Annotated in this window: 23 protein-coding genes; 20 read left to right on the forward strand and 3 right to left on the reverse strand. The window is 61.9% G+C overall.

Annotation, left to right across the window (positions count from 1 at the left end; all coding sequences use genetic code 11):
- Positions 1-155 precede the first annotated feature (155 nt).
- The 15 genes from tsf to OH764_RS05950 all read left to right on the forward strand — a co-directional run bounded on the left by tsf (position 156) and on the right by OH764_RS05950 (position 15,784).
- Positions 156-1,037 carry a translation elongation factor Ts gene (gene tsf / locus OH764_RS05880; protein ID WP_498848766.1) on the forward strand — a complete coding sequence of 294 codons (882 nt, stop codon included), beginning with the start codon at positions 156-158 and terminating at the stop codon, positions 1,035-1,037.
- Between the two features lie 221 nt (positions 1,038-1,258).
- Positions 1,259-1,972: a UMP kinase gene (pyrH, locus tag OH764_RS05885; RefSeq protein WP_006048674.1), complete on the forward strand. Its 714-nt coding sequence runs from the start codon at positions 1,259-1,261 to the stop codon at positions 1,970-1,972.
- A gap of 100 nt (positions 1,973-2,072) precedes the next feature.
- Positions 2,073-2,633 carry a ribosome recycling factor gene (gene frr / locus OH764_RS05890; protein ID WP_027775328.1) on the forward strand — a complete coding sequence of 187 codons (561 nt, stop codon included), beginning with the start codon at positions 2,073-2,075 and terminating at the stop codon, positions 2,631-2,633.
- Positions 2,634-2,786: 153 nt separating this feature from the next.
- A complete protein-coding gene (uppS, locus tag OH764_RS05895) occupies positions 2,787-3,569 on the forward strand; it encodes an undecaprenyl diphosphate synthase family protein (RefSeq protein ID WP_498848354.1) in 783 nt (260 codons plus the stop codon).
- The gene (locus OH764_RS05900) at positions 3,563-4,384 is read left to right on the forward strand and encodes a phosphatidate cytidylyltransferase (RefSeq protein ID WP_498848355.1); all 822 of its coding nucleotides are present in this window, start codon (positions 3,563-3,565) and stop codon (positions 4,382-4,384) included. Before uppS ends, OH764_RS05900 begins: the two co-directional genes overlap by 7 nt.
- A 10-nt stretch (positions 4,385-4,394) precedes the next feature.
- On the forward strand, positions 4,395-5,600 hold the full coding sequence (locus OH764_RS05905; RefSeq protein ID WP_498848356.1) for a 1-deoxy-D-xylulose-5-phosphate reductoisomerase: 1,206 nt from the start codon (positions 4,395-4,397) through the stop codon (positions 5,598-5,600).
- Positions 5,601-5,607: 7 nt separating this feature from the next.
- The gene (gene rseP, locus OH764_RS05910) at positions 5,608-7,035 is read left to right on the forward strand and encodes an RIP metalloprotease RseP (protein ID WP_498848357.1); all 1,428 of its coding nucleotides are present in this window, start codon (positions 5,608-5,610) and stop codon (positions 7,033-7,035) included.
- 67 nt (positions 7,036-7,102) lie between these two features.
- Positions 7,103-9,415 carry an outer membrane protein assembly factor BamA gene (gene bamA, locus OH764_RS05915; RefSeq protein ID WP_498848358.1) on the forward strand — a complete coding sequence of 771 codons (2,313 nt, stop codon included), beginning with the start codon at positions 7,103-7,105 and terminating at the stop codon, positions 9,413-9,415.
- Between the two features lie 47 nt (positions 9,416-9,462).
- The gene (locus OH764_RS05920; protein ID WP_027799514.1) at positions 9,463-9,984 is read left to right on the forward strand and encodes an OmpH/Skp family outer membrane protein; all 522 of its coding nucleotides are present in this window, start codon (positions 9,463-9,465) and stop codon (positions 9,982-9,984) included.
- Positions 9,985-10,204: 220 nt separating this feature from the next.
- Positions 10,205-11,341, forward strand: coding sequence for a UDP-3-O-(3-hydroxymyristoyl)glucosamine N-acyltransferase (gene lpxD, locus OH764_RS05925; protein WP_498848359.1), 1,137 nt, complete (start codon positions 10,205-10,207; stop codon positions 11,339-11,341).
- 183 nt (positions 11,342-11,524) lie between these two features.
- Positions 11,525-11,989, forward strand: a complete 465-nt coding sequence (gene fabZ, locus OH764_RS05930) for a 3-hydroxyacyl-ACP dehydratase FabZ (protein WP_020065638.1) — start codon at positions 11,525-11,527, stop codon at positions 11,987-11,989.
- Positions 11,990-12,077: 88 nt separating this feature from the next.
- The gene (gene lpxA / locus OH764_RS05935) at positions 12,078-12,866 is read left to right on the forward strand and encodes an acyl-ACP--UDP-N-acetylglucosamine O-acyltransferase (RefSeq protein WP_498848360.1); all 789 of its coding nucleotides are present in this window, start codon (positions 12,078-12,080) and stop codon (positions 12,864-12,866) included.
- 3 nt (positions 12,867-12,869) lie between these two features.
- A complete protein-coding gene (gene lpxB / locus OH764_RS05940) occupies positions 12,870-14,039 on the forward strand; it encodes a lipid-A-disaccharide synthase (RefSeq protein ID WP_027775319.1) in 1,170 nt (389 codons plus the stop codon).
- On the forward strand, positions 14,036-14,845 hold the full coding sequence (gene rnhB / locus OH764_RS05945) for a ribonuclease HII (RefSeq protein WP_498848361.1): 810 nt from the start codon (positions 14,036-14,038) through the stop codon (positions 14,843-14,845). The genes lpxB and rnhB overlap by 4 nt, the downstream gene beginning before the upstream one ends.
- Before the next feature lie 111 nt (positions 14,846-14,956).
- Positions 14,957-15,784: a TrmH family RNA methyltransferase gene (locus tag OH764_RS05950; RefSeq protein ID WP_498848362.1), complete on the forward strand. Its 828-nt coding sequence runs from the start codon at positions 14,957-14,959 to the stop codon at positions 15,782-15,784.
- Here OH764_RS05950 and ppsR read toward each other — a convergent pair.
- A complete protein-coding gene (gene ppsR, locus OH764_RS05955; RefSeq protein ID WP_013338896.1) occupies positions 15,778-16,593 on the reverse strand; it encodes a posphoenolpyruvate synthetase regulatory kinase/phosphorylase PpsR in 816 nt (271 codons plus the stop codon). The two genes, OH764_RS05950 and ppsR, sit on opposite strands and share 7 nt — an antisense overlap.
- A gap of 593 nt (positions 16,594-17,186) precedes the next feature.
- Here ppsR and ppsA point away from each other — a divergent pair.
- The 3 genes from ppsA (at position 17,187) to OH764_RS05970 (ending at position 21,217) form a co-directional block, all read left to right on the forward strand.
- On the forward strand, positions 17,187-19,592 hold the full coding sequence (gene ppsA / locus OH764_RS05960) for a phosphoenolpyruvate synthase (RefSeq protein WP_498848363.1): 2,406 nt from the start codon (positions 17,187-17,189) through the stop codon (positions 19,590-19,592).
- A 177-nt stretch (positions 19,593-19,769) separates the two neighbouring features.
- Entirely contained in the window at positions 19,770-20,225 is a 456-nt protein-coding gene (locus OH764_RS05965; protein WP_498848364.1) for an NfeD family protein, read from the forward strand.
- A gap of 59 nt (positions 20,226-20,284) precedes the next feature.
- On the forward strand, positions 20,285-21,217 hold the full coding sequence (locus OH764_RS05970; RefSeq protein WP_020065647.1) for an SPFH domain-containing protein: 933 nt from the start codon (positions 20,285-20,287) through the stop codon (positions 21,215-21,217).
- Between the two features lie 200 nt (positions 21,218-21,417).
- On the opposite strand, the gene smpB is transcribed toward OH764_RS05970, so the two are convergent.
- Positions 21,418-21,864, reverse strand: coding sequence for an SsrA-binding protein SmpB (gene smpB, locus OH764_RS05975; RefSeq protein ID WP_114196884.1), 447 nt, complete (start codon positions 21,862-21,864; stop codon positions 21,418-21,420).
- Positions 21,865-21,964: 100 nt separating this feature from the next.
- Here smpB and OH764_RS05980 point away from each other — a divergent pair, with 100 nt between their 5' ends.
- On the forward strand, positions 21,965-22,402 hold the full coding sequence (locus OH764_RS05980) for a type II toxin-antitoxin system RatA family toxin (protein WP_498848365.1): 438 nt from the start codon (positions 21,965-21,967) through the stop codon (positions 22,400-22,402).
- Positions 22,399-22,731 carry an RnfH family protein gene (locus OH764_RS05985; protein WP_498848366.1) on the forward strand — a complete coding sequence of 111 codons (333 nt, stop codon included), beginning with the start codon at positions 22,399-22,401 and terminating at the stop codon, positions 22,729-22,731. The genes OH764_RS05980 and OH764_RS05985 overlap by 4 nt, the downstream gene beginning before the upstream one ends.
- 28 nt (positions 22,732-22,759) lie before the next feature.
- Here the strand turns inward: OH764_RS05985 and OH764_RS05990 are convergent, their stop codons facing one another.
- Positions 22,760-23,737: a DMT family transporter gene (locus tag OH764_RS05990; protein ID WP_408425576.1), complete on the reverse strand. Its 978-nt coding sequence runs from the start codon at positions 23,735-23,737 to the stop codon at positions 22,760-22,762.
- Positions 23,738-23,935: the final 198 nt, after the last annotated feature.

A 23,935-nucleotide genomic window follows, 5' to 3' on the forward strand; every position in this document is an offset into this window, starting at 1 on the left:
TTTTTAAGCCACGACGCCGTAATGGGGCGCTGTCTCTGGCTGGGACTGTGTCCGACGCGTTATCCATAAAAAATGCGCATAACGCTGAAACGAATTCTTGCCGCCGGTATCGAAGTCCGGGCGGCGTGTGACAGATCGAACTCAAGGAGCAAATGATGGCGGCAATTACCGCAAGCATGGTTGCAGAACTGCGCGCAAAGACCGACGCGCCGATGATGGAATGCAAGAAGGCGCTGACGGAAGCCGACGGCGACATGGCGCGCGCTGAAGAGCTGCTGCGCGTGAAGCTGGGCAACAAGGCGAGCAAGGCTGCATCGCGCGTCACGGCTGAAGGCGTGGTTGCCTCGTTCATTGGCGGCAATGCGGGTTCGCTCGTCGAACTGAACTGCGAAACCGACTTCGTCTCGAAGAACGACGACTTCCTGGCTTTCTCGAAGAAGATCGCCGAGCTGGTCGCAACGCAAAACCCGGCTGACGTCGCCGCGCTGTCGGCTCTGCCGCTCGACGGCCAGACCGTCGACGCAGTGCGTCTCGCGCTGGTCGGCAAGATCGGTGAAAACCTGTCGATCCGCCGTTTCGTGCGTTTCGAGACGTCGAACAAGCTGGCTGCGTATCTGCACGGCACGCGCATCGGCGTGCTGGTCGAGTACACGGGCGCAGACGAGCAGGTCGGCAAAGACGTGGCTATGCACATCGCCGCCATGAAGCCGGTCTCGCTGTCGTCCGAGGACGTGCCGGCTGATCTGATCGCCAAGGAACGCAGCATTGCTGAGCAGAAGGCCGCGGAATCGGGCAAGCCGGCTGAAATCGTCGCGAAGATGGTCGACGGCAGCGTGCAGAAGTACCTGAAGGAAGTGTCGCTGCTGAATCAGACGTTCGTTAAGAACGACAAGCAGACGATCGAGCAGATGCTGAAGGCTGGCAACGCGAGCGTCCAGAAGTTCGCGCTGTTCGTGGTCGGCGAAGGCATCGAGAAGAAGCAGGACGACTTCGCTGCTGAAGTCGCCGCTCAAGTGGCTGCTGCAAAGCAACAATAAGCTTCACCTAAGCTTCAGCTAGTACCGTTGTAACCGCGGCAGAGCAAGACTGTGCCGCGGTCGGCTGCGCCGCAAGGCTGCGCGCGGGTCGACCCCCGCTGTGCAGCCGCCATTGACGAGCCTCATGTGTTGATCAATTTGGCGGCGCTTGCCCGAATCAGCGTTTCACCCCTACATTAGTCCCTTGTTGTTGCCCTGTTCTGCGCGATCTGGATACCCCTATGCCCACTGCCTACAAACGCGTTCTGCTCAAACTCTCCGGTGAAGCTCTGATGGGCGACGATGCCTTTGGCATTAATCGCGCGACCATCGAACGAATGGTGGCGGACGTGGCCGAAGTGGTCCGTCTCGGAACGCAGTTGGCCGTGGTGATCGGCGGCGGCAACATTTTTCGCGGCGTAGCGGGCGGCGCGGCCGGCATGGACCGCGCCACGGCCGACTACATGGGCATGCTGGCCACCATGATGAATGCGCTGGCACTGCAGGACGCCATGCGGCATGCGGGCATCGAGGCGCGTGTGCAGTCCGCGCTGCGTATGGACCAGGTGGTCGAGCCGTATATTCGTCCGCGAGCGATTCGCCAGCTCGAAGAAGGTAAAGTCGTGATTTTCGCGGCCGGAACCGGCAATCCGTTCTTCACGACCGACACGGCGGCCGCGCTGCGCGGCTCGGAAATCGGCGCTGAAGTCGTGCTGAAAGCCACCAAGGTGGACGGCGTCTACTCCGCCGACCCGAAGAAAGATCCGAGCGCGACGCGTTACACGACGATCAGCTTTGACGAGGCAATCGGCCGCAATCTGCAGGTCATGGACGCCACCGCGTTCGCGCTGTGCCGCGACCAGAAGCTGCCGATCCGCGTGTTTTCGATCGTCAAGCCGGGCGCGCTCAAGCGTATCGTGCTCGGCGAGGACGAGGGCACCCTCGTCCACGTGTAAACTCTCGTTCACATAACGTGGGCTTCGACGCGGGCCCGGGCCGCCGCATATCGCGCGTGCTGGCCGGCTCGCACAGTTTTGAAGGTTCGGAGGTTTAAAAATGTCTGTGGCTGATATCAGGAAGGGCGCTGAGCAAAAGATGCAGCGTTCCATCGACGCGTTCAAGAACGATCTGTCGAAAATCCGTACGGGCCGTGCGCACACGGGCCTGCTCGATCACATCCAGTGCGACTACTACGGCTCGCCAGTGCCTATTTCTCAGGTCGCGAACCTGACGCTGATCGACGCACGCACGATCGGCGTTCAGCCGTGGGAAAAGAAGATGGTCCAGGTCGTCGAAAAGGCGATCCGCGAGTCGGACCTCGGTCTGAACCCGGCCACGCAGGGCGATGTGATCCGCGTACCGATGCCCGCGCTGACCGAAGAACGCCGCCGTGAGCTGACGAAAGTGGTCAAGAGCGAAGCCGAAACGGCCAAGATCGCTGTCCGCAATTTGCGACGCGACGCTAACGAGCAACTGAAAAAGCTCGTCAAAGACAAAGAAATTTCGGAAGACGACGAGCGCCGCGCAGGCGACGACATTCAGAAGCTGACAGACAAATTCGTTGCTGAAATCGACAAGCTCGTCGTGACCAAAGAAGCAGAGATCATGACGGTGTAATGTTGCTCGGCTCCGTCCAGACACGGAGCCGGCACGGGTTTTCCTGCCCCTTCAGGGGCTGGCGCTAAATGTTGGTCATGCAGCGCCAGGTCTGGGAGCACTCACCAATTCAAGGTTTGCACTTCTTCATTTGCAGTTATTGTCCCGACGGCCATGACCTACACCAGTTCAACCGTGCGCGTGCCTGATGTCGCCGCGGTGCCGCGACACATCGCGATCATCATGGACGGCAATGGCCGTTGGGCCACCCAACGCCGCTTGCCGCGCGTGGCCGGTCATACGCGCGGCGTCGACGCTGTGCGTGCAGCCGTCGAGGCGTGCGCCCGTCAGGGCGTCGAATACCTGACGCTGTTTGCCTTCAGTTCCGAAAACTGGCGTCGGCCGAACGAGGAAGTGTCGTTCCTCATGCGCCTGTTCGTCACTGCGCTCGAGCGTGAAATCGGCAAGCTGCACGCAAACGGCATCCGTTTGCGGGTGGTCGGCGATCTCGAACGTTTCGATACGCGCATTCGCGATCTGATCAAGCGCGCCGAGACCAAGACCGCGCGCAATACCCGCCTCACGCTGACCATCGCAGCCAATTACGGCGGTCGCTGGGACATCATGCAGGCCGCCCGCAAGCTCGCCGAGCAGTCGGCGCTGGCGGGCAAGGCGGTCGAGGTGAGCGAAGAATCGTTCGCCGAACATCTGTCCATGGCCTATGCGCCCGAACCCGATCTCTTCATCCGCACGGGCGGGGAGCGGCGCGTCAGCAATTTCCTACTGTGGCAGCTCGCCTACACTGAGTTCTACTTCACCGACATCTTCTGGCCGGATTTCGACGCCGACGCCCTCGGCCACGCAATCGCGTCATATGCTGAGCGCGAGCGCCGTTTCGGCCGCACCAGTGCTCAACTCGAGCCGCAATCGCAAAACGTCGATTCGCTTCCATGCTAAGAACCCGTGTCATCACGGCGGTCGTCCTCCTGGCGGTGTTCCTGCCCGTCACGTTGTTCGCGCCGGTCGGCGCGTTCGGCGCGCTGATTGCGTTCGTCGTCGTGTTCGCAGCGTGGGAATGGGCGCGCCTGCTCAAGCTGGGCGGCGCGGGCCCGGTCATTTACGCGCTGGTGGCGGCAGTGGCGCTAGTGGCCAGCACGCGTCTTGGCATCGGCGTCGACGATGCACGGCCGTTTTACAAAGCGGCCGCCATTTTCTGGGTGATCGCCGGCCCGTTCGTGCTGCTGCGCAAACCGACGCTCGCGCAGGGCGCGTGGCGTAACTTCCTGTTTCTTGCCGGGATTGTGATATTCGTCGCGTGCTGGCATGCTCTCGTCGCCGCGCGCATGCAGGGTGTGCCGTTCGTGCTGTCGCTGCTGCTATTGGTATGGCTCGCCGATATCGGCGCATACTTCTCGGGGAAGGCGTTCGGCAAGCACAAGCTCGCGCCCGCCATCAGCCCAGGCAAGACATGGGAGGGCGCGATCGGTGGCTGGCTCGTCGTCATGATTGTCGCGCTGGCGGCGGTCGTTTTGCATGCGTTCGAGCCCACCCTGTATTCCAGCTTGTGGGCGCATTGGGGCGCCCCGCGTGCGCTGCTTGCGCTGACCCTGCTGGTGGTGTTCAGCGTGGTAGGCGACCTTTTTGAATCCATGATGAAGCGCCAGGCCGGCGTGAAAGATTCGAGCGGCCTATTGCCGGGACACGGTGGCGTGCTCGACCGCATCGACGCATTGTTGCCGGTGCTGCCGCTTGCCATGCTGCTGCTCGGCTAGAGAAAGAGATATGCAAAAACGTCTGACATTGCTCGGTTCCACGGGCTCGATTGGAGACAGCACGCTCGACGTCGTCGCGCGTCATCCGGAGCGTTTTTCGGTTTATGCGCTCACCGCACACCGCAACGGCGACAAACTCGTCGAGCAATGCCTGCGTTTTCGGCCGGAAGTCGCGGTGGTCGGCGACGCCGACACGGCAGCGCGCGTCGCGGGCAAGTTGCGCGAGGCGGGCTGCAAGACCGAAGTGACTTATGGCGCTCAGGCGCTCGTCGACGTGTCGAAGGCGAGTGGCTGCGACACGGTCGTGGCGGCCATCGTCGGCGCGGCAGGCCTCGCGCCGAGCCTCGCCGCCGCGCGCGCCGGCAAACGGATCTTGCTTGCCAACAAGGAAGCGCTGGTCATGTCGGGCGCGATCTTCATGGACGCGGTCCACGACAACGGCGCGGTTCTTCTGCCGGTCGACAGCGAACACAACGCTATTTTCCAGTGCTTGCCGCGCGAAGCCGCGCTGCATGGCGGCGTGTCCAAGATCATTCTGACCGCGTCGGGCGGCCCGTTCCGTACGCGCGAACCGGCCACGCTCGCGGGCGTCACGCCCGAAGAAGCCTGCAAGCACCCTAACTGGGTCATGGGCCGCAAGATTTCGGTCGACTCCGCCACGATGATGAACAAAGGCCTCGAAGTGATCGAGGCTCATTGGCTGTTCGGCTTGCCGGGCGAGCGCATCGACGTGCTGATCCATCCGCAAAGCGTGATCCATTCGCTGGTTTCGTACGCCGACGGCTCGGTGCTCGCGCAACTCGGCAACCCGGACATGCGCACGCCCATCGCTCATGCGCTCGCTTTTCCGGATCGTGTCGATTCGGGCGTCGCGCAACTGGACCTCGCGGAAATCGCGTCGCTGTCGTTCGAAAAACCGGACTACGCGCGTTTTCCCTGTCTGGCTCTGGCGATGAAGGCACTTGCCGAAGGCGGCCTCGCCAGTGCGGCGCTCAACGCCGCTAACGAAATTGCTGTTGAAGCGTTCCTGTCGCGCCAGATCGGTTTCATGGCGATCGCGCAAGTGGTCGACTCGGTGCTCAACGGGTTGCCGAACGGCAGCGCGCATGCGCTCGAAGACGTGATCGAAGCAGACGCCGCAGCGCGTCGCGCCGCTGCCGAATCCATCGCGCGTCTGCCTGACGCCGCCCGCCGCACGGAACGCGCCGTCCAGTGAGGCGCTTATGAATCTGCTGATCGAAGTGCTCGCCTTCGCGGTTGCGATTGGCGTGCTCGTGGTCGTCCACGAATATGGGCATTACAGCGTGGCGCGGCTGTGCGGCGTCAAGGTGCTGCGCTTTTCGATCGGCTTCGGCAAGCCGCTCTTCCAGTGGGTCAGTCCTAAGAGCGGCACCGAATGGACCGTAGCGGCGCTGCCGCTCGGCGGCTATGTGAAGATGCTCGACGAGCGTGAGACCGGCGGCGCGCCGATTCCTGCTGAAGCGTTGCCGCATGCGTTCAACCGGCAGTCGGTCTGGCGGCGTATCGCCATCGTGGCGGCTGGGCCGGTCGCCAATTTCCTGCTCGCCATCGTGCTGTTCGGCCTCGTGTTCGCCACCGGCGTCACAGAGCCTGCGGCCATTCTGGCCGTGCCCGCGCCGAACACGGCGGCTGCCGTCGCCGGGTTCGAAGGTGGCGAGACGGTGGTGGCGGTGCGCACGGAGAACGCTGCCGACTCCGAGCCGGTGCGGTCCTGGTCTGATTTGCGCTGGAAGTTGCTCGGCGCAGCGTTCGATCACAAGCGTGTCGTGCTGAGCGCGAAGGGCCCGGGCGGCACGTCGGACTTCCAACTCGATCTGCGCGGTGTCGGTGAAAAGGACGTAGACGACGACTTCATGTCGCGCCTCGGCTTCGAGCCCGGCGGCGGCAAGCTGACCGTGGCGGGTGTGCAGCCGGGCAGCGCGGCGCAGAAAGCCGGGCTTGTTCCGGGTGACCGCTTGCGCGCGATCAACGGCATTGCAACCGACAACGCCACGGCCTTCATCGCGTATGTAAAATCGCACGCCGGCAAGCCTTTGACGCTGCAAGTGCAGCGCGCGGCCGGCGGCAAAGTGCAGGATCAAACGCAGGGCCAGGCGCCGGATCAAGCGCAGGGCAAGCTCGAAGACATCACCATTGTTCCGCAGGCACAGCGCGACGCGGCAACGGGACAGCAGGTCGGCCGCATTGGCGCGGAACTGGCGACCCAGGTGCCGTCGATCAACGTGCGCTATGGACCTTTCGAAAGCCTTCAACTGGGCGCGCGCCGCACGTGGGACCTGGCGGTTTATTCGGTGCGGATGTTCGGCCGCATGATCGTCGGCGACGCTTCGCTGAAAAATCTGTCGGGTCCAGTGACGATCGCCGATTACGCGGGAAAGAGCGCACGTCTCGGTCCTTCTGCATTTCTGTCGTTCCTGGCCCTCGTCAGTATTAGCCTCGGTGTACTGAACCTGCTACCAATTCCGGTATTGGACGGGGGTCATCTGTTATATTATTTGGTTGAAGCTGTGACCGGTAAAGTTGTCTCCGATCGCTGGCAACTCGTTTTTCAGAGGGCGGGTCTCGCCTGCATCGTCGCTTTGTCGGCGATTGCACTGTTCAACGATCTCGCTCGTTTAATCCACTTTTAAAGTGTCCGGCGGCGCTAACAATGGCGACCGTCCGACCTGATGCAGCTATACACACTGGGGAAGCACGTTGTTTAAACCTCATCGCTTTGTTCCGAAGACGGTTATAACCGCGGCATTCGCCGCGCATGGGCTGGTCGCCCACGCAACCACGCCCTTCGTGGTGCAAGACATCCGGATCGAGGGATTGCAACGCGTCGAACCTGGTACCGTGTTCGCCTATCTGCCTATCAAGCAGGGTGACACGTTCAGCGACGACAAGGCATCAGAAGCCATTCGCGCACTGTACGCAACGGGCTTCTTCAACGACGTCAAGATCGCGACTGAAGGCAATGTGGTCGTCGTGCAGGTGCTGGAGCGTCCGGCCATTGGCACGATCGACTTCGCGGGCATTCACGAGTTCGACAAGGAAAACCTGACCAAGGCGCTGCGCGCAGTCGGGTTGTCGCAAGGCCGTTACTACGACAAGGCACTCGTCGACAAGGCCGAACAGGAACTGAAGCGTCAGTACCTGACGCGCGGCTACTATGCAGCCGAGGTCACGACCACGATCACGCCGATCGACCGCAATCGCGTCTCGGTGCTGTTCGCGGTCGCCGAAGGGCCGAGCGCCAAGATCCGCCAGATCAACTTCATCGGCAACAAGGCGTTCAGCACGGGGACGCTGCGCGACGAAATGCAGCTGTCCACGCCGAACTGGTTCTCGTGGTACACGAAGAACGACCTGTACGCGAAAGACAAGCTCACCGGCGACCTCGAAAATGTCCGCTCGTATTACCTGAACCGCGGCTACCTCGAGTTCAATATCGAGTCGACGCAGGTGTCGATCACGCCCGACAAGAAGGACATGTATCTGACGGTCACGCTGCATGAAGGCGAGCCGTACACGATCTCGAGCATCAAACTGGCCGGTAATCTGCTCGACCGCGAGCCGGAGCTGGCCAAGCTCATCAAGATCAAACCGGGCGATCGCTTTTCGGCCGAAAAGCTGCAGGCCACCACGAAGTCGATCGTCGACAAACTGGGCGAATATGGTTACGCGTTCGCGACCGTCAACGCGCAGCCGCAGATCGACCAGTCGAACCACAAGGTCGACCTGACGCTGCAGGTGGACCCGAGCCGCCGCGTCTATGTTCGCCGTATCAATGTGGTCGGCAATACACGCACGCGCGACGAAGTGGTGCGCCGCGAAATGCGTCAGCTCGAAAGCTCGTGGTTCGACTCGAACCGCCTCGCACTGTCGAAAGACCGTATCAACCGTCTTGGCTATTTCACCGACGTCGACGTGACCACCATTCCTGTGGAAGGCACGCCTGACCAGGTCGATGTGGACGTCAAGGTTGCTGAAAAGCCGACGGGTGCGATCACGCTGGGCGCGGGCTTTTCGTCGACCGACAAGGTGGTGCTGTCGGCCGGCGTCTCGCAAGACAACGTGTTCGGTTCGGGTACGAGCCTCGCGGTGAACGTCAATACCGCGAAAACCTACCGGACGTTGACGGTTACGCAGGTCGATCCGTACTTCACGGTCGACGGCATCAAGCGTATTACCGACGTCTATTACCGTACGTATCAGCCGCTGTATTACTCGACCGACTCGAGCTTCAAGATCGTTACGATTGGTGGCGACCTGAAGTTCGGTATTCCGTTCTCCGAAGTGGATACGGTGTACTTCGGCGCGGGTCTCGAGCAGAACCAGCTGGACGTCGACGCGAACACGCCTGCGTCGTATAAGCAATACGTTCAGGACTTCGGCCGCGTATCGAACAACGTGCCGCTTACTGTCGGCTGGTCGCGCGATGCGCGCGATAGCGCGCTGGTACCGAGCCGTGGTTACTTCACGCAGGCCAACGCCGAATACGGCACGCCGATCGGTGGCACCCAGTATTACAAGGCCGACATCAACGCGCAGTACTATTACTCGTTCTCGCGTGGCTTCGTGCTGGGTTTCAACTTCCAGGGCGGCTACGGCAAGGGCATGGGCGGCAAGCCGTACCCGATTTTCAAGAACTACTACGCGGGCGGTATCGGTTCGGTCCGCGGCTACGAGCCGAGTTCGCTTGGTCCTCGCGACGCCACCACGGGCGACCCGATCGGCGGCTCGAAGCTGCTCGTCGGCAATATCGAGTTGACGTTCCCGTTGCCGGGCACCGGCTATGATCGAACCCTGCGCGTGTTCACGTTCCTCGATGCGGGTAACGTGTGGGCGGACGCGAGCACTGCCGCCACATCGAATGGCGCTAACGGTCTGCGTTACGGCTACGGTGTCGGCCTCGCATGGATTTCGCCGATCGGACCGCTCAAGCTGAGCCTGGGCTTCCCTCTTACCAAGCATACGGGCGACCAGTATCAGAAGTTCCAGTTCCAGATCGGAACGGCGTTCTGATCCGCGTTGCGGACAGCTCGCCAAACAACAGTATCGAGAGGATCACTTTGCTAACCGGTATGTTTTCGAAACGTGTGGCTTGCGCGCTGGCGCTGGCAATGACGCTGGGCGTCGGAGTAGCGCACGCGCAGGAAGCCAGGATTGCCGCGGTGAATTCGGACCGGATTCTGCGGGAATCCGCTGCGGCAAAGGCGGCCCAGGTCAAGCTCGAGGCCGAGTTCGCGAAGCGCGACAAGGACCTCGCGGACATGGCCCAGAAGCTGAAGTCGATGTCCGATTCGCTCGACAAGAGCGGTGCGTCGATGTCGTCGGCGGATCGCGCGCAAAAGCAGCGCGATCTGTCACAACTCGACACGGACTTTCAGCGCAAGCAACGCGAGTTTCGCGAGGACCTGAATCAGCGCCGCAATGAAGAACTGGCGGCGGTGCTGGACCGCGCGAACAAGGTGATCAAGCAGATCGCCGAGGCGCAGCATTACGACCTGATCGTTCAGGAAGCGGTGTATGTGAGCCCGCGCATCGACATCACGGATCAGGTGCTCAAGGCCCTCGCGGCCTCGGGCAACTAGGAGCACAGGCAGGAGCGTTGCAAGCGGCGGTTGAAGGGCGGCCTAGTCCCAGGCGTTGAATGCAAACGCCGCGCACGACGCTCGCCGTCTGGTGGGCTGCAGATCAGCTTTACGCGAACCGAAGTACGCCGCCGCGCTTGAACTGCGGAAGGCGAGCCGGGGCGGGGCTCCCACCGGTGACTCTGACAAGACGCACTGAACAGCAGGAGACAGGACAGGCATGGCATTTACGCTCGAGGACATCGTCCAACGGTTCGGCGGTGAAGTAGTAGGAGACGGTTCGCAGCGCGTCGGCAGCCTCGCGCCGCTCGACCAGGCAGGTCCGGACCAGCTGGCGTTCCTCGCCAACCCCAAGTACCTGTCGCAAGTGGAAACGACCCAGGCTGGCGCCGTGTTGATCAATGCCGACGACCTGGCGAAGCTCACGTCCCGCAGCGCCCGTAACTTCATCGTCACGCCGAATCCGTACGCTTACTTCGCGCGCGTCGCGCAAACCTTCATCGACCTTGCTACGCCAAAAGTCGCGCCCGGCATTCATCCGAGCGCGACGATCGACCCGTCTGCGCAGATCGCTGCGAGCGCAGTGATCGGACCGCACGTTACGGTCGAAGCCGGCGCTGTCATCGGCGAAAACGTGCGGCTCGATGCGAACGTCGTCATTGGGCGCGGCACTCGCATCGGCGCGGGTTCGCATCTGTATCCGAATGTGGCCGTGTATCACGGCTGTAAGCTCGCCGAGCGCGTGATCGTGCACGCGGGCGCGGTAATCGGCTCCGACGGTTTCGGATTCGCGCCGGATTTCGTCGGCGAAGGCGAAGCGCGTACCGGTAGCTGGGTGAAAATTCCGCAAGTTGGCGGTGTATCGATTGCAGCGGATGTCGAAATTGGCGCGAACACCACGATCGATCGAGGCGCAATGGCCGATACGATCATTGAAGAGTGCGTGAAGATCGACAACCTCGTGCAGATCGGCCACAACTGCAAGGTCGGCGCCTACACGGTGATCGCCGGTTGCGCGGGTATCGCGGGCAGCACCACGATTGGCCGTCATTGCATGATCGGCGGTGCGGTCGGGATTGCCGGGCACGTGACGCTCGCCGATTATGTCATCGTCACCGCGAAGTCCGGCGTGTCGAAGTCGCTGCTCAAGCCCGGCATGTACACGAGCGCATTCCCGGCCGTGAACCACGCTGACTGGAACAAAAGCGCGGCTTTGCTGCGCAATATCGACAAGCTGCGCGACCGTATCAAGGCGCTGGAAACTGCCTCGGCTGACCGGCCGAACGCGAAGCCGGCCAACACGCCAGCATCTTTGGCATCGGGCGCGACGGGCAATTCACAGAGCGACAAAAGCTAGATTTCTGGGCGGCCCGCCAGTACCGCGTAAAATGGCGGGCGAATATCAGGAAGCGAAGACGGTTGCCGTGACCCGGTGGCACGGCAATCAGGTCACGGCGAGCGCCGGCAGCACGCGTTACCAACCCACCTGCACCAGCATCCGCAGTCATCATCGCGCAGTCAATGCGTGAGCAGAAACACCATGAGCACCGAAAAAATCAATCTCGACATTCATAAGATTCTCACGCTGCTGCCACATCGTTACCCGATCCTGCTGGTCGACCGGGTGCTCGAACTCGAGCCGCACAAGAGCATCAAAGCGTTGAAGAACGTGTCGATCAATGAGCCGTATTTCCAGGGGCACTTCCCGACGCGTCCCGTCATGCCCGGCGTGCTGATCCTCGAAGCGCTCGCACAAACGGCAGCGCTCCTCACGTTCTCGGAAGAGCCGAGCGATCCGTCGAACACGTTGTACCTGTTCGTCGGTATCGACAACGCGCGCTTCAAGCGCGTCGTGGAGCCCGGCGATCAGCTCATCCTGAACTGCACGTTCGAGCGGCATATGCGCGGCATCTGGAAGTTCAAGGCGCGTGCCGAAGTGGATGGCGCGGTGGCGGCAGAAGCAGACCTGATGTGCGCGGTGCGTCACACGGACAAGGACGCCTGAGTCAATGTTCGGGCAGCCGGCGCCTCATGACGCAGCCGGCTCGACCCAGCCCATCCAGACAACGCAACAGAATCAGAAGCGAGGACGCATGAGCAGGATTCATCCCACTGCGATCGTCGAACCGGGCGCGCAACTCGACGAATCCGTCGAAGTCGGACCGTATGCAGTAATTGGCGCCCACGTGACGATCGGCGCCCGGACCACCGTCGGTTCGCATAGCGTGATCGAAGGCCACACCACGATCGGCGAAGACAACCGGATCGGCCACTATGCATCGGTCGGCGGCCGTCCGCAGGACATGAAGTACAAAGACGAGCCCACCCGGCTCGAAATCGGCAACCGGAACACGATCCGCGAGTTCACCACGATCCACACCGGCACGGTGCAGGACGCGGGCGTGACCACGCTCGGCGACGACAACTGGATCATGGCGTACGTGCACATCGGGCACGACTGCCACGTCGGCAACAATGTGATTCTGTCGAGCAACGCACAAATGGCGGGCCACGTGACGATCGGCGACCATGCGATCGTCGGGGGCATGTCGGGCGTGCATCAGTTCGTGCGCATCGGCGCTCATTCCATGTTGGGCGGCGCTTCGGCGCTCGTGCAGGACATTCCGCCGTTCGTGATCGCGGCCGGCAACAAGGCCGAGCCGCACGGCATCAACGTCGAAGGTCTGCGCCGCCGCGGTTTTTCGCCGGACGCAATTTCGGCGCTGCGCTCCGCGTATCGCCTGCTGTACAAGAACGGCCTGTCGCTCGAAGAAGCGAAAGTGCAGTTGCGTGAACTGGCGTCGGCTGGCGGCGACGGCGACGAGCCGGTGCGAACGCTGCTGGCATTTGTCGAAGCGTCGCAGCGCGGCATCATCCGCTAAGCGATGGCATTGCAACCCAGTCCGCTACGCATCGCGATGGTGGCCGGCGAGCCGTCCGGCGACCTGCTGGCGTCGTCGCTGCTGAACGGCCTCGCGAGCCGCCTGCCCGCCGCCACGCACTATTACGGAATCGGCGGCCCGCGCATGATCGCCACGGGTTTCGACGCGCACTGGCCAATGGAAAAGCTGTCCGTGCGCGGCTATGTCGAAGCGCTGCGGCACATTCCCGAAATCCTGCGTGTTCGCAACGACCTGAAGCGCCAACTGCTGGCCGAGCCGCCCGCGGTGTTCGTGGGCGTCGACGCGCCCGACTTCAACTTCGGGCTCGAGCATCCGTTGCGCGAGGCGGGCATTCCGACGATTCACTTCGTTTGCCCGTCGATCTGGGCGTGGCGCGGTGGCCGCATCAAAAAGATCGCGAAGGCCGTCGACCATATGTTGTGCGTGTTCCCGTTCGAAACGGCGCTGCTTGAAAAAGCGGGCGTCGCGGCTTCGTACGTGGGTCATCCGCTTGCCGACGAAATTCCGCTCGAACCCGACACGCTCGGCGCGCGCCGGACGCTGGGTATTGCGGAAAGCGGTCCTGTCATCGCGGTGTTGCCCGGTAGCCGCCGCTCGGAGATCGACCTGATCGGGCCGACGTTCTTCGCGGCGATGGAAATGATGCAGCATCAGGAGCCCGGTCTTCGCTTCGTGATGCCGGCGGCGACGCCTGCGCTGCGAGAGATGCTGCGCCCGCTGGTCGACTCGCACCCCGGCCTCGCGCTGACCATTACCGACGGCCAGTCGCAACTCGCCATGACGGCCGCCGACGCGATCCTCGTGAAAAGCGGCACCGTCACGCTCGAGGCGGCGCTGCTGAAAAAACCGATGGTCATCTCGTACAAGGTGCCCTGGCTGACCGGCCAGATCATGCGCCGGCAGGGCTATCTGCCGTATGTCGGTTTGCCGAACATTCTGGCGGGGCGCTTCGTGGTACCGGAAATTCTCCAGCATTTCGCGACGCCGCAAGCGCTGGCCGAAGCCACGCTGAAACAGTTGCGCGATGAAGCCAACCGGCGCACGCTGACGGAAATCTTCACGGAGATGCACCACGTGCTGAAGCAGAACACTGCGCAGCGTGCGGCGGAAGTCGTCGCGAGCGTTGTCGAAAAACGCAAGGCGCGGCCGTGAAGAACGGACGCACCAGCGGACGCACCGACGCACCCGCGCCACGCCGCAAGACCGCGGCCGTCGCAGGCGCGGCGGGATCGGCCGGCCGGCAGGTCGGCTTGAACTTCGAGACGCCCGACGACATTATTTGCGGCGTCGACGAAGCAGGGCGCGGACCGCTGGCCGGTCCGGTCGTGGCTGCGGCGGTGATTTTCGATCCGTCGAAGCCGATGATTCGCGGCCTCGACGATTCCAAAGCGCTGAGTGCCAAGAAGCGTGACGAGCTGTACGACAAAATCGTCGACCGCGCGCTTGCGTACTGCATTGCATCGGCAACCGTCGAAGAAATCGATTCGCTGAACATCCTCCACGCAACCATGCTGGCGATGAAGCGCGCGGTGGAAGGGCTGTCCGTCACGCCCACGCTGGTGAAGATCGACGGTAATCGCTGTCCCACATTGAGCGTGCGTAGCGAAGCCGTGATTGGTGGCGACGCGCTCGTGAAAAGCATTTCGGCGGCGTCGATTCTTGCCAAGGTCACCCGCGACCGGATGCTGCTGGAACTGCACCAGACGTATCCCCTTTACGGCTTCAATGCGCATGCGGGCTACGGCACGCCGCAACACCTTGCGGCGTTGCGGGAACATGGTCCCTGCGAACATCACCGGCGCTCGTTCGCGCCCGTGCGCGAGGCCCATTTGCGATTCGGCACTGGCGTGCCGCTGCCCGCGGGCGAAGTCATCGTCGTGCCGGATATGCTGGCGAACGGCATGCTGGACGACGCAATGCTCGACCGCGACGCATTCGGCGAACACAGCGGCGCGTGAATATCGCGCGGACGTGGCGGGCGGCTCGATCTACACCCGGTGCGGGATGGCATCCAGCGTAACACTTTACCCCGGCTAACTTTTTCCTTACCCTCACCGTCTTCGCTGCCTGTGAAAGCCATCACCTCGCGGGACAATCCGCTCTATAAACGCCTGAAGGCGCTCGCCGGTTCGACGCATCAACAGCGCCGCAGCGGCCATGCGCTGCTGGAAGGTTTCCATCTCGCGAGCGCTTATCTCGATGTAGCCGGGCAGCCGGAAATGTGCGTCGTCACCGACGGCGCACTGCGTCACGACGAAGCTCAGGCGATCGTTTCGCGCATCGACGAACAGCGCATCGTCACGTTGCCGGACTCGCTCTTCGGACAGTTGTCGAATGTCGTGCACGGCGTCGGGATTCTGCTGCTCGTGGAAAAGCTCGCCATGCCGCTGCCGGAGAAGGTCGCGCAGACATGCGTCGTGCTCGACGGCGTGCAGGACGCAGGCAACGTCGGCTCGATCTTGCGCAGCGCAGCCGCGGCGGGTATCCAGCACGTGTTCTGCGCGCCGGGCACCGCCTACGCGTGGTCATCCAAGGTGTTGCGCTCCGGCATGGGCGCACACTTCCTGCTGCAGATCTACGAAGACGTCGAAGCGCAGACGTTGATAGATCGCCTCGCGGTGCCTGTCGTGATTACCGACTCGCACGGCGCGGCGGCGATCTACGATTGTGACCTGAGCGGACAACTTGCGTGGGTGTTCGGCAACGAAGGAGCCGGCGTATCGCAGATGTGGCGCGAGGCCGTCTCATTGCGGGTGACGATTCCTCAGCCGGGCGGCATGGAGTCGCTCAATGTCGCGGCCGCGGCCGCTGTATGCGTCTTCGAGCAGTGCAGACAACAGCGCGCCGCGAACATGCTCGGCGACGCGCGTTCGTCTGCACGTTTCCCCGCTCAATAAGACGGACGATCCAGCTTGATCTCCTGCAGGATCGTGGTCGCGATCTCTTCGATCGACTTGTGCGTCGACGACAGCCACTTGATCCCTTCGCGACGCATCATCGCCTCGGCTTCGTTGATCTCGTAACGGCAATTCTCCGGCGCGGCGTACTTGCTGCCCGGCCGGCGCTCGTTACGGATCTCCGATAACCGCTGAGGATCGATCGACAATCCAAACATTTTCTGCCGATGCGCCAATAACGGCGTAGGCAGCTTGCCTCGCTCGAAATCTTCTGGAATCAGCGGATAGTTGGCCGCTTTCACGCCGTACTGCATGGCCAGATACAGGCTCGTCGGCGTTTTGCCGCTGCGCGACACGCCAACCAGTATCACGTCCGCATCGGCGAGATTGCGGTTTGACTGGCCGTCGTCGTGCGCAAGCGAGAAGTTGATCGCCTCGATCCGGTTCTTATATTCCTCAGTGTCCGCGTTCTGGTGGCCGCGCCCCATCGCGTGGCTCGACTTCAGTTCCAGTTCCTGCTCCAGCGGCTCGACGAACGTCTGGAACATGTCAAGCACGAGCGCATTGGAGCCCTTGACGATCTGATTCGATGCGCTGTCTACAAGCGTCGTGAACACGATGGGACGGCGGCCGTCCTGCTGGATCGCTTCGTTGATCTTTTCGAGCGTGGCGTAGGCTTTTTCAGTCGAGTCGACGAAAGGCACGCGAACCAGGCGGAATTTCTGGTCGAACTGGGAGAGGATCGAATGCGCGAAGGTTTCGGCAGTGATCCCGGTACCGTCGGAGACGATGAATACGGTGGGCGGCATCAGTGGGGCAGGGAACGTGAGCGGCAAAAAGCGCTCGAATGGAACATCGCTGCGTTGATTTCGCTGCGCGGTGGCTGACCGCAAAGCAGCGGCGTCAAACAACGCGCCGTGGGCGCCGCCACTGCGCCGGGACGCACCTGCAGACTCTTCGAAAAAGGTTGAAAGAGCCGCGCAGGCGGTCTGGGCGCGGTTGGAGGCGCAATTCTCGTCCGACAGTCACATTTCGAGAGTCGGCACGGTAGAATAGCGGCAACCTGTTGGATAAGCAATTGCAGGCGATTGGCGCCTAACTCGCCGCGAACGGTCGTTCAACGCTCCGCTATCGGACGTCAAACGTCACGGAACGCGGCGCATCGATCGCTAAATCCGGGCATTCGCGCTCTTCGTCGCCCTGGTTGGCTTCGCTGGCTTCGTTGCCGGCGCGATGCAGTGCACAAGCGCGTTGCATCGGCGCCGTGCGCAAGCGCCGCAAGCTCCGTGAACGATTGCTTCTCCAACAGGTTGTGCAAGACGCGAGGTCACGCTTCCAATGGGCGTCTCGCGTTCGAGCCCACTTGCACAGCCGTGAATTTCTTTCACACTTAGGGGCTTGTATGACTAACGCAGTTACCGTCGCAAAGGATAGGGCATATGTAGTTCCGTTCGAGCAGTTGCGGATGACCGATGTGGAGATTGTCGGCGGCAAGAACGCGTCGCTAGGCGAGATGATCAGTCAGCTCGCTGAAGCAGGCGTGCGCGTGCCGACCGGTTTCGCCACGACGGCGCTGGCTTTCCGCGACTTCCTGCATCACAACAACCTGACCGAACGCATCGCCAAACGTCTCGAGACGCTCGACGTCGACGACGTGAAGGCGCTCGCCGAAGCGGGCAAGGAGATCCGTCAATGGATCGTCGAAGCGCCGTTGCAGCCGCAACTCGAGGCTGACATCCGCGCAGGTTTCGAGACCTTGCAAAACAGCTCGCCTGAAGAGCTTTCCTTTGCCGTGCGTTCGTCGGCAACGGCGGAAGACTTGCCGGACGCGTCGTTCGCGGGTCAGCAGGAAAGCTACCTCAACGTGGTCGGCATCGAAGAAGTGCTCGATCGCATGAAGCACGTGTTCGCGTCGCTGTACAACGACCGCGCTATTTCCTATCGCGTACACAAGGGCTTCACGCACGCTGAAGTCGCGTTGTCGGCTGGTGTCCAGCGTATGGTGCGCTCGGACGTCGGCGCGGCCGGCGTGATGTTCACGCTCGATACCGAGTCCGGCTTCAAAGACGCGGTCTTCATCACGTCGAGCTATGGTCTGGGCGAAACCGTCGTGCAAGGTGCGGTGAATCCGGACGAGTTCTACGTCTACAAGACCACGCTCGCGCAAGGCAAATATCCGATCATCCGCCGTTCCATCGGCTCGAAGCTGATCAAGATGGAATTCACGAAGGCCGGCGAAGAAGGCCGCGTGAAGACTGTCGACGTGCCGCACGAACAGCGCAACCGCTTCTCGATTACTGACGAAGACGTGATCGAGCTCGCCAAGTACGCGGTCATCATCGAAAAGCACTACGAGCGTCCAATGGACATCGAGTGGGGCAAAGACGGCCGCGACGGCAAGATCTTCATCCTGCAGGCACGTCCCGAAACGGTGAAGAGCCAGGCGACCGGCAAGGCGGAGCAGCGCTTCAAGCTGAAGGGACAATCGAACGTGCTGGCCACCGGCCGGGCGATCGGCCAGAAGATCGGCGCGGGTCCGGTGCGCGTGATTCACGATCCGTCGGAAATGGACCGTGTGCAGCCGGGCGACGTGCTGGTCGCCGACATGACCGACCCGAACTGGGAGCCGGTGATGAAGCGCGCATCCGCGATCGTTACGAACCGGGGCGGGCGCACCTGCCACGCGGCGATTATCGCGCGCGAACTGGGCGTGCCGGCCGTGGTGGGCTGCGGCGACGCGACCGACGTGCTGAAGGAGGGCTCGCTCGTCACCGTCTCGTGTGCTGAAGGCGACGAAGGCAAGATCTACGACGGTCTGCTCGAAACCGAAATCACCGAAGTGCAGCGCGGCGACCTGCCGCCGATTCCGGTGAAGATCATGATGAACGTCGGCAACCCGCAACTGGCTTTCGACTTCTCGCAACTGCCGAATGCCGGTGTCGGTCTCGCGCGGCTCGAGTTCATCATCAACAACAACATCGGCGTTCATCCGAAGGCGATTCTCGAGTACCCGAACATCGATCAGGACCTGAAGAAGGCCGTGGAAAGCGTTGCTCGCGGTCATGCGTCGCCGCGCGCGTTCTACGTCGACAAGCTGACCGAGGGTATCGCGACGATCGCTGCAGCGTTCTATCCGAAGCCCGTGATCGTGCGTCTGTCGGACTTCAAGTCGAACGAGTACAAGAAGCTGATCGGCGGTTCGCGTTACGAGCCGGACGAAGAAAATCCGATGCTGGGCTTCCGCGGCGCGTCGCGCTACATCGCTGAAGACTTCGCCGAAGCGTTCCAGATGGAATGCATCGCGCTGAAGAAGGTGCGTGAAGAGATGGGCCTCGACAACGTCGAGATCATGGTGCCGTTCGTGCGTACGCTCAAGCAGGCCGAGCGCGTGGTCGGGCTGCTCGAAAAGTTCGGTCTGAAGCGCGGCGAGAATGGCCTGCGTCTCATCATGATGTGCGAAGTGCCGTCGAACGCGATTCTGGCGGAGGAATTTCTCCAGTTCTTCGACGGTTTCTCGATCGGCTCGAACGACCTGACGCAACTCACGCTCGGCCTCGACCGCGACTCCGGTATGGAGTTGCTGGCCGTCGATTTCGACGAGCGCGACCCGGCGGTCAAGTTCATGCTCAAGCGCGCGATCGAAACTTGCCTGCGCCTCGACAAGTACGTCGGTATCTGCGGTCAGGGTCCTTCGGATCACCCCGACTTTGCTCAATGGCTGACGGACGAAGGCATCAAGTCGATCTCGCTGAACCCGGACACGATCATCGAGACCTGGCAGCAGCTGGCAAAAACGTCGACGAAGTGAGCGTTGCGCGTGCCGCGTCGTAAGCGGCACGCATGACGAAAGGCGCGGCAGATCAAACGCATAGCGAAGGCGCATCAAAGGTAGGCTCAACCGCACGTTCGATGCCGGTAATCCGCATCCGCTTCGTGCTATAAACACCCCGGTAGATCCGGGGTGTTTTGCTTTGTGGAGGTCGAAGTGGCGCCAGGTGGACTGTTCTGGTGGGTCGGGGCCGGTGTGCTGGTCGTGCTGGAGTTGCTCAGCGGCACTTTCTATTTGCTGATGATCGCGCTCGGTTGCGTCGCTGCGGCCATTGCGCATATCGCGGGCGCTGCAGCAGACATGCAGTTCGCCGTCGCCGCGATCGTGGCGCTCGCCGCGGTGCTCGTGCTGAGGCGTTCGCGTTTCGGCCGCAGGACGCGCAAGGAGGCATCCAGGAATCCGGACGTCAATCTAGACATCGGTCAGACGGTGAACGTGCCGGCATGGCACGAGCGTCGTGCGCGAGTGAGCTATCGCGGCGCGGAATGGGACGTCGAACTCGCGCCCGGAGAGCCGGACGATGCGCGCATTTACGAGATCAAAGAGTTGCGCGGTAGTTGCCTCGTGGTGGCCGCGGCGCAGCACGCACGGTCCAATGCGGCGCATCTGTGATATTGGTCGGTAGGCTCGCGGCGATTAATTAAACCAACTAACGGTTCTGGAGTGCAGATATGGATTCGACCATTATCGGGGCGGTGTTCCTGGTCATTGTGATCGTGCTGGCGGCGCAGACCATCAAGATCGTGCCGCAGCAGCACGCGTGGGTGCTCGAGCGCCTTGGCCGCTATCACAGCACGTTGACGCCGGGTTTGAGCTTCGTGTTCCCTTTCGTCGACCGGATCGCGTACAAGCACATTCTCAAGGAGATCCCGCTTGAAGTGCCGAGCCAGGTCTGTATCACGCGCGACAATACGCAGTTGCAGGTAGATGGCGTGCTGTACTTCCAGGTCACGGATCCAATGAAGGCGTCGTACGGGTCAAGCAACTTCGTGTTTGCGATCACGCAGTTATCGCAGACCACGCTGCGCTCGGTGATCGGCAAGCTCGAACTCGACAAGACTTTCGAAGAGCGCGATTTCATCAATCACAGCATCGTTTCCGCCCTCGATGAAGCCGCGGCGAACTGGGGCGTCAAGGTCTTACGCTACGAGATCAAAGATCTGACGCCGCCAAAGGAAATTCTTCACGCGATGCAGGCGCAGATCACCGCCGAGCGTGAGAAGCGCGCGTTGATCGCGGCGTCCGAAGGGCGCAAGCAGGAGCAGATCAATATCGCGTCGGGCGGACGCGAAGCGGCGATCCAGAAATCGGAAGGCGAGCGGCAGGCGGCGATCAACCAGGCGCAAGGTCAGGCCGCGGCGATTCTTGCCGTCGCGGACGCAAATTCGCAGGCCATCCAGAAGATTGCCGCTGCGATTCAGTCGAACGGCGGCATGGAGGCGGTGAATCTGAAAGTCGCCGAGCAATACGTGAACGCGTTCGGCAATCTGGCAAAGCAGGGCACTACACTGATCGTGCCGGGCAATCTGTCGGACATGAGTTCGATGATCGCGTCGGCGCTCGCCATCGTGAATAAAGGCAAGGGCGTCGCGGACGCGCGCTGAGCGGGCCGAGCGAGGCACGGGCGAGTCGGTCGTGAGCGCCTTCCGATAATGGCGCAGGAAAAACAATGGCCCGCATCAGTGCGGGCCATTTTTGTTAGATCAGGTGAAAAAAGATGCGGCGGCCTTGGGCAAGGTGCGGCATATCCGCGCGATAGTTCTTTCGCGTCGCGTAAAGCGAACGACGCAGATCGCCCAAGAGCTCAGCTCGGCGAGCGCATCAAACGCGCTTTCTCGCGCTCCCAATCGCGCTTTTTCTCGGTTTCGCGTTTGTCGTGCTGCTTCTTGCCCTTGGCTAGACCGATTTCGCATTTGACGCGGCCGCCCTTGTAATGGAAGTTCAGCGGCACGAGCGTATAGCCGCGCTGCTCGACCTTGCCGATCAGTTTGCTGATTTCCTCGCTATGCAGGAGAAGTTTGCGTGTGCGGACCGGATCGGGCGTGATGTGGGTCGAGGCTTCGGGCAGCGGGCTGATGTGCGTGCCGATCAGGAACAGTTCGTTGTTACGAATCACGACGTAACCTTCCTTGATCTGGCCACGGCCGGCGCGCAAGGCCTTGACCTCCCATCCTTCGAGCACGAGCCCTGCTTCGTAGCGTTCTTCGACCGAATAGTCGTAGAAGGCTTTTCTGTTGTCGATAATGCTCATGAATGGAAAGTGCCCAACTCGTTTAAAATCACGATTTTAGCAAAGCGGGGCAAGGAAAGCCCGCCGCGCTCGTCCACCCTCGCCGCGCGCTGTTCAATTTATGGCAGATGTCCAAAAAACCGTGTTGATCCGCCATTCGGCGGAACAGATGTTCGACCTCGTCACCGACGTCGACGATTACCCCAACTTCCTGCCCTGGTGCGGAGGAGTGGAGGTCCGCCACCGGGACGACACCAGCATGGAGGCGAAGATCGACATCAACTTCAAGGGTATCAAGCAACACTTTGCCACGCGCAACAGCATGGAGCGGCCAACGCGTATCGACATGGAGTTCGCTGACGGCCCGTTTCGCAAATTCACCGGTTTCTGGCGCTTCACGCCGTTGCGCGCGGACGCCTGCAAGATCGAATTCGCGTTGCACTACGAGTTCACCAACATCATTCTCGAGAAGATCATTGGGCCGGTGTTCAATCATATCGCCAATACTTTCGTCGAATCGTTCGTGAAGCGCGCCGGTCAGCGCTACGGCAAGGCATGAGCGAACGTCTGTCCGTTCAGGTCTGTTATGCGCTCGCCACCGAGCAGGTGCTGATCGACGTCGAACTGCCCGCGGGCGCCACACTCATGCAGGCCATCGAGGCGAGCGGCATTTTGCAGCGTTATCCTCAGATCGATCTGAGCACGCAGAAGGTCGGTGTGTTCGGCAAGCTCAAGCCACTCGATATGGCGCTAGCCGATCACGACCGCGTCGAGATCTACCGGCCGCTGCTGGTGGACCCGAAGGTTTCTCGTCAACGCCGCGTCGAAAAAACCCGGAAGGCGGGCTCCATTGAGGGCCGCCGGTGGCAGAACAAGGATTCGCGGTAGGCGCCGGACCGCAGACGCACCGCCCGCTTCAAGGCGCCGAACCGTGCGCCTTTTTTCCGATGGGCGTGGCGCTCCCGGAATCGTCATCCGCATGTTGACGCACCGACCAGCACACACCTGCCACCAGTAACAGGATCGCGGCGATCTCCAGCGGCCGCGGCAGCCTTTCGTCGTAAATAAACGCGTAGAGCAGCGCGAACAGCGTTTCGAATACGATCAGCTGGCCGGAAAGCGTGAGGGGCAGCCGCTTTGACGCCGCGTTCCACAGCCCGTTGCCGAGCCACGACGCGCCAATCGCCAGACCGAGGTTGAGCATCCAGAAGCTGTGCCAGCGGCCTGACGCAAGTTCGCCTTGCGGGCCGCCCGGTGGCAGCGCGGCGGCCGCGAGCCAGAGCGCGGCGCCTAGCATGCCCGTCACCACGCCCCACAACACTGACCACTCGTTGCCGGTGAAACGCGTCTGACGCTGAAGGTAGCGCGCGTTTTCGACCGCGAACCATGTCCAGCAGCCGAGCGCGCCGACCGCGCAGGCGAGGCCGAGCATTTTGGTGAGAACGCTGACCGGCGTGCCTTCGGCGACCGTAAAGACGTCGATATTGATGCAGGCGATGCCGGCCATCACCATCGCGAGCGGCCAGCCGAGGCGGGAGAGCGGCACTGCGCCGTGGTCGCCGCGGCCCATGAGCGTCACCGTGACGGGCAGCACGCCGACGATCAGCGACGCGGGCGCAATGCCGACCAGATGCACAGCGGCAGTCAGCAGCAGGTAATACAGCAGATTGCCGGCCAGCGCGAGCTTGACGAGCGCGACCAGGTCCTCGCGAGTCAGGCGTTTGACGAGCGAGCGCGCCATTGGCAGCGCCGCTGCCAGCGAGACGACGCCGTACATGGTGTACCGGCCGGCGGACAGCAGAAGCGGTGAAAAGTCCGGCAGCACCCGCGGGACCAGAAAAACCATGCCCCACAAGGCTCCAGCTATCACTCCATATGCGACACCGCGCTGCATCGACTGCTCCTGCAAGAAAACCGGGATGGTGCGCAGATTAGCCGTTGGGCGCCGCGCGCGTCTTGTTTGATTCTGCATTCGAGGCGAGCAAACGAAACGCGATCGAACCCGAGGCGAAAGACGAAGCGAAATAGCGGGCGCGAAGCCACGAAAAAAAGCACCCGAAAATCGCTAAGCTGCTGTTCGCGCAGTGAAAAG

The sequence above is a fragment of the Burkholderia sp. M6-3 genome (genome assembly GCF_050858985.1).
In the GTDB taxonomy this organism is placed as follows: Bacteria; Pseudomonadota; Gammaproteobacteria; order Burkholderiales; family Burkholderiaceae; genus Paraburkholderia; species Paraburkholderia caledonica.

Excerpts from the sequence above, each read along its gene's own strand:
- lpxB (WP_027775319.1), top strand. The coding sequence starts at position 12,870 with ATGGCATTGCAACCCAGTCCGCTACGCATCGCGATGGTGGCCGGCGAG.
- pyrH (WP_006048674.1), top strand. The coding sequence starts at position 1,259 with ATGCCCACTGCCTACAAACGCGTTCTGCTCAAACTCTCCGGTGAAGCT.
- fabZ (WP_020065638.1), top strand. The coding sequence starts at position 11,525 with ATGAGCACCGAAAAAATCAATCTCGACATTCATAAGATTCTCACGCTG.
- OH764_RS05990 (WP_408425576.1), bottom strand. The coding sequence starts at position 23,737 with ATGCAGCGCGGTGTCGCATATGGAGTGATAGCTGGAGCCTTGTGGGGC.
- OH764_RS05980 (WP_498848365.1), top strand. The coding sequence starts at position 21,965 with ATGGCAGATGTCCAAAAAACCGTGTTGATCCGCCATTCGGCGGAACAG.
- OH764_RS05985 (WP_498848366.1), top strand. The coding sequence starts at position 22,399 with ATGAGCGAACGTCTGTCCGTTCAGGTCTGTTATGCGCTCGCCACCGAG.
- OH764_RS05905 (WP_498848356.1), top strand. The coding sequence starts at position 4,395 with ATGCAAAAACGTCTGACATTGCTCGGTTCCACGGGCTCGATTGGAGAC.
- lpxA (WP_498848360.1), top strand. The coding sequence starts at position 12,078 with ATGAGCAGGATTCATCCCACTGCGATCGTCGAACCGGGCGCGCAACTC.
- frr (WP_027775328.1), top strand. The coding sequence starts at position 2,073 with ATGTCTGTGGCTGATATCAGGAAGGGCGCTGAGCAAAAGATGCAGCGT.
- ppsR (WP_013338896.1), bottom strand. The coding sequence starts at position 16,593 with ATGCCGCCCACCGTATTCATCGTCTCCGACGGTACCGGGATCACTGCC.
- smpB (WP_114196884.1), bottom strand. The coding sequence starts at position 21,864 with ATGAGCATTATCGACAACAGAAAAGCCTTCTACGACTATTCGGTCGAA.
- OH764_RS05970 (WP_020065647.1), top strand. The coding sequence starts at position 20,285 with ATGGATTCGACCATTATCGGGGCGGTGTTCCTGGTCATTGTGATCGTG.
- ppsA (WP_498848363.1), top strand. The coding sequence starts at position 17,187 with ATGACTAACGCAGTTACCGTCGCAAAGGATAGGGCATATGTAGTTCCG.
- rseP (WP_498848357.1), top strand. The coding sequence starts at position 5,608 with ATGAATCTGCTGATCGAAGTGCTCGCCTTCGCGGTTGCGATTGGCGTG.
- OH764_RS05900 (WP_498848355.1), top strand. The coding sequence starts at position 3,563 with ATGCTAAGAACCCGTGTCATCACGGCGGTCGTCCTCCTGGCGGTGTTC.
- tsf (WP_498848766.1), top strand. The coding sequence starts at position 156 with ATGGCGGCAATTACCGCAAGCATGGTTGCAGAACTGCGCGCAAAGACC.
- uppS (WP_498848354.1), top strand. The coding sequence starts at position 2,787 with ATGACCTACACCAGTTCAACCGTGCGCGTGCCTGATGTCGCCGCGGTG.
- lpxD (WP_498848359.1), top strand. The coding sequence starts at position 10,205 with ATGGCATTTACGCTCGAGGACATCGTCCAACGGTTCGGCGGTGAAGTA.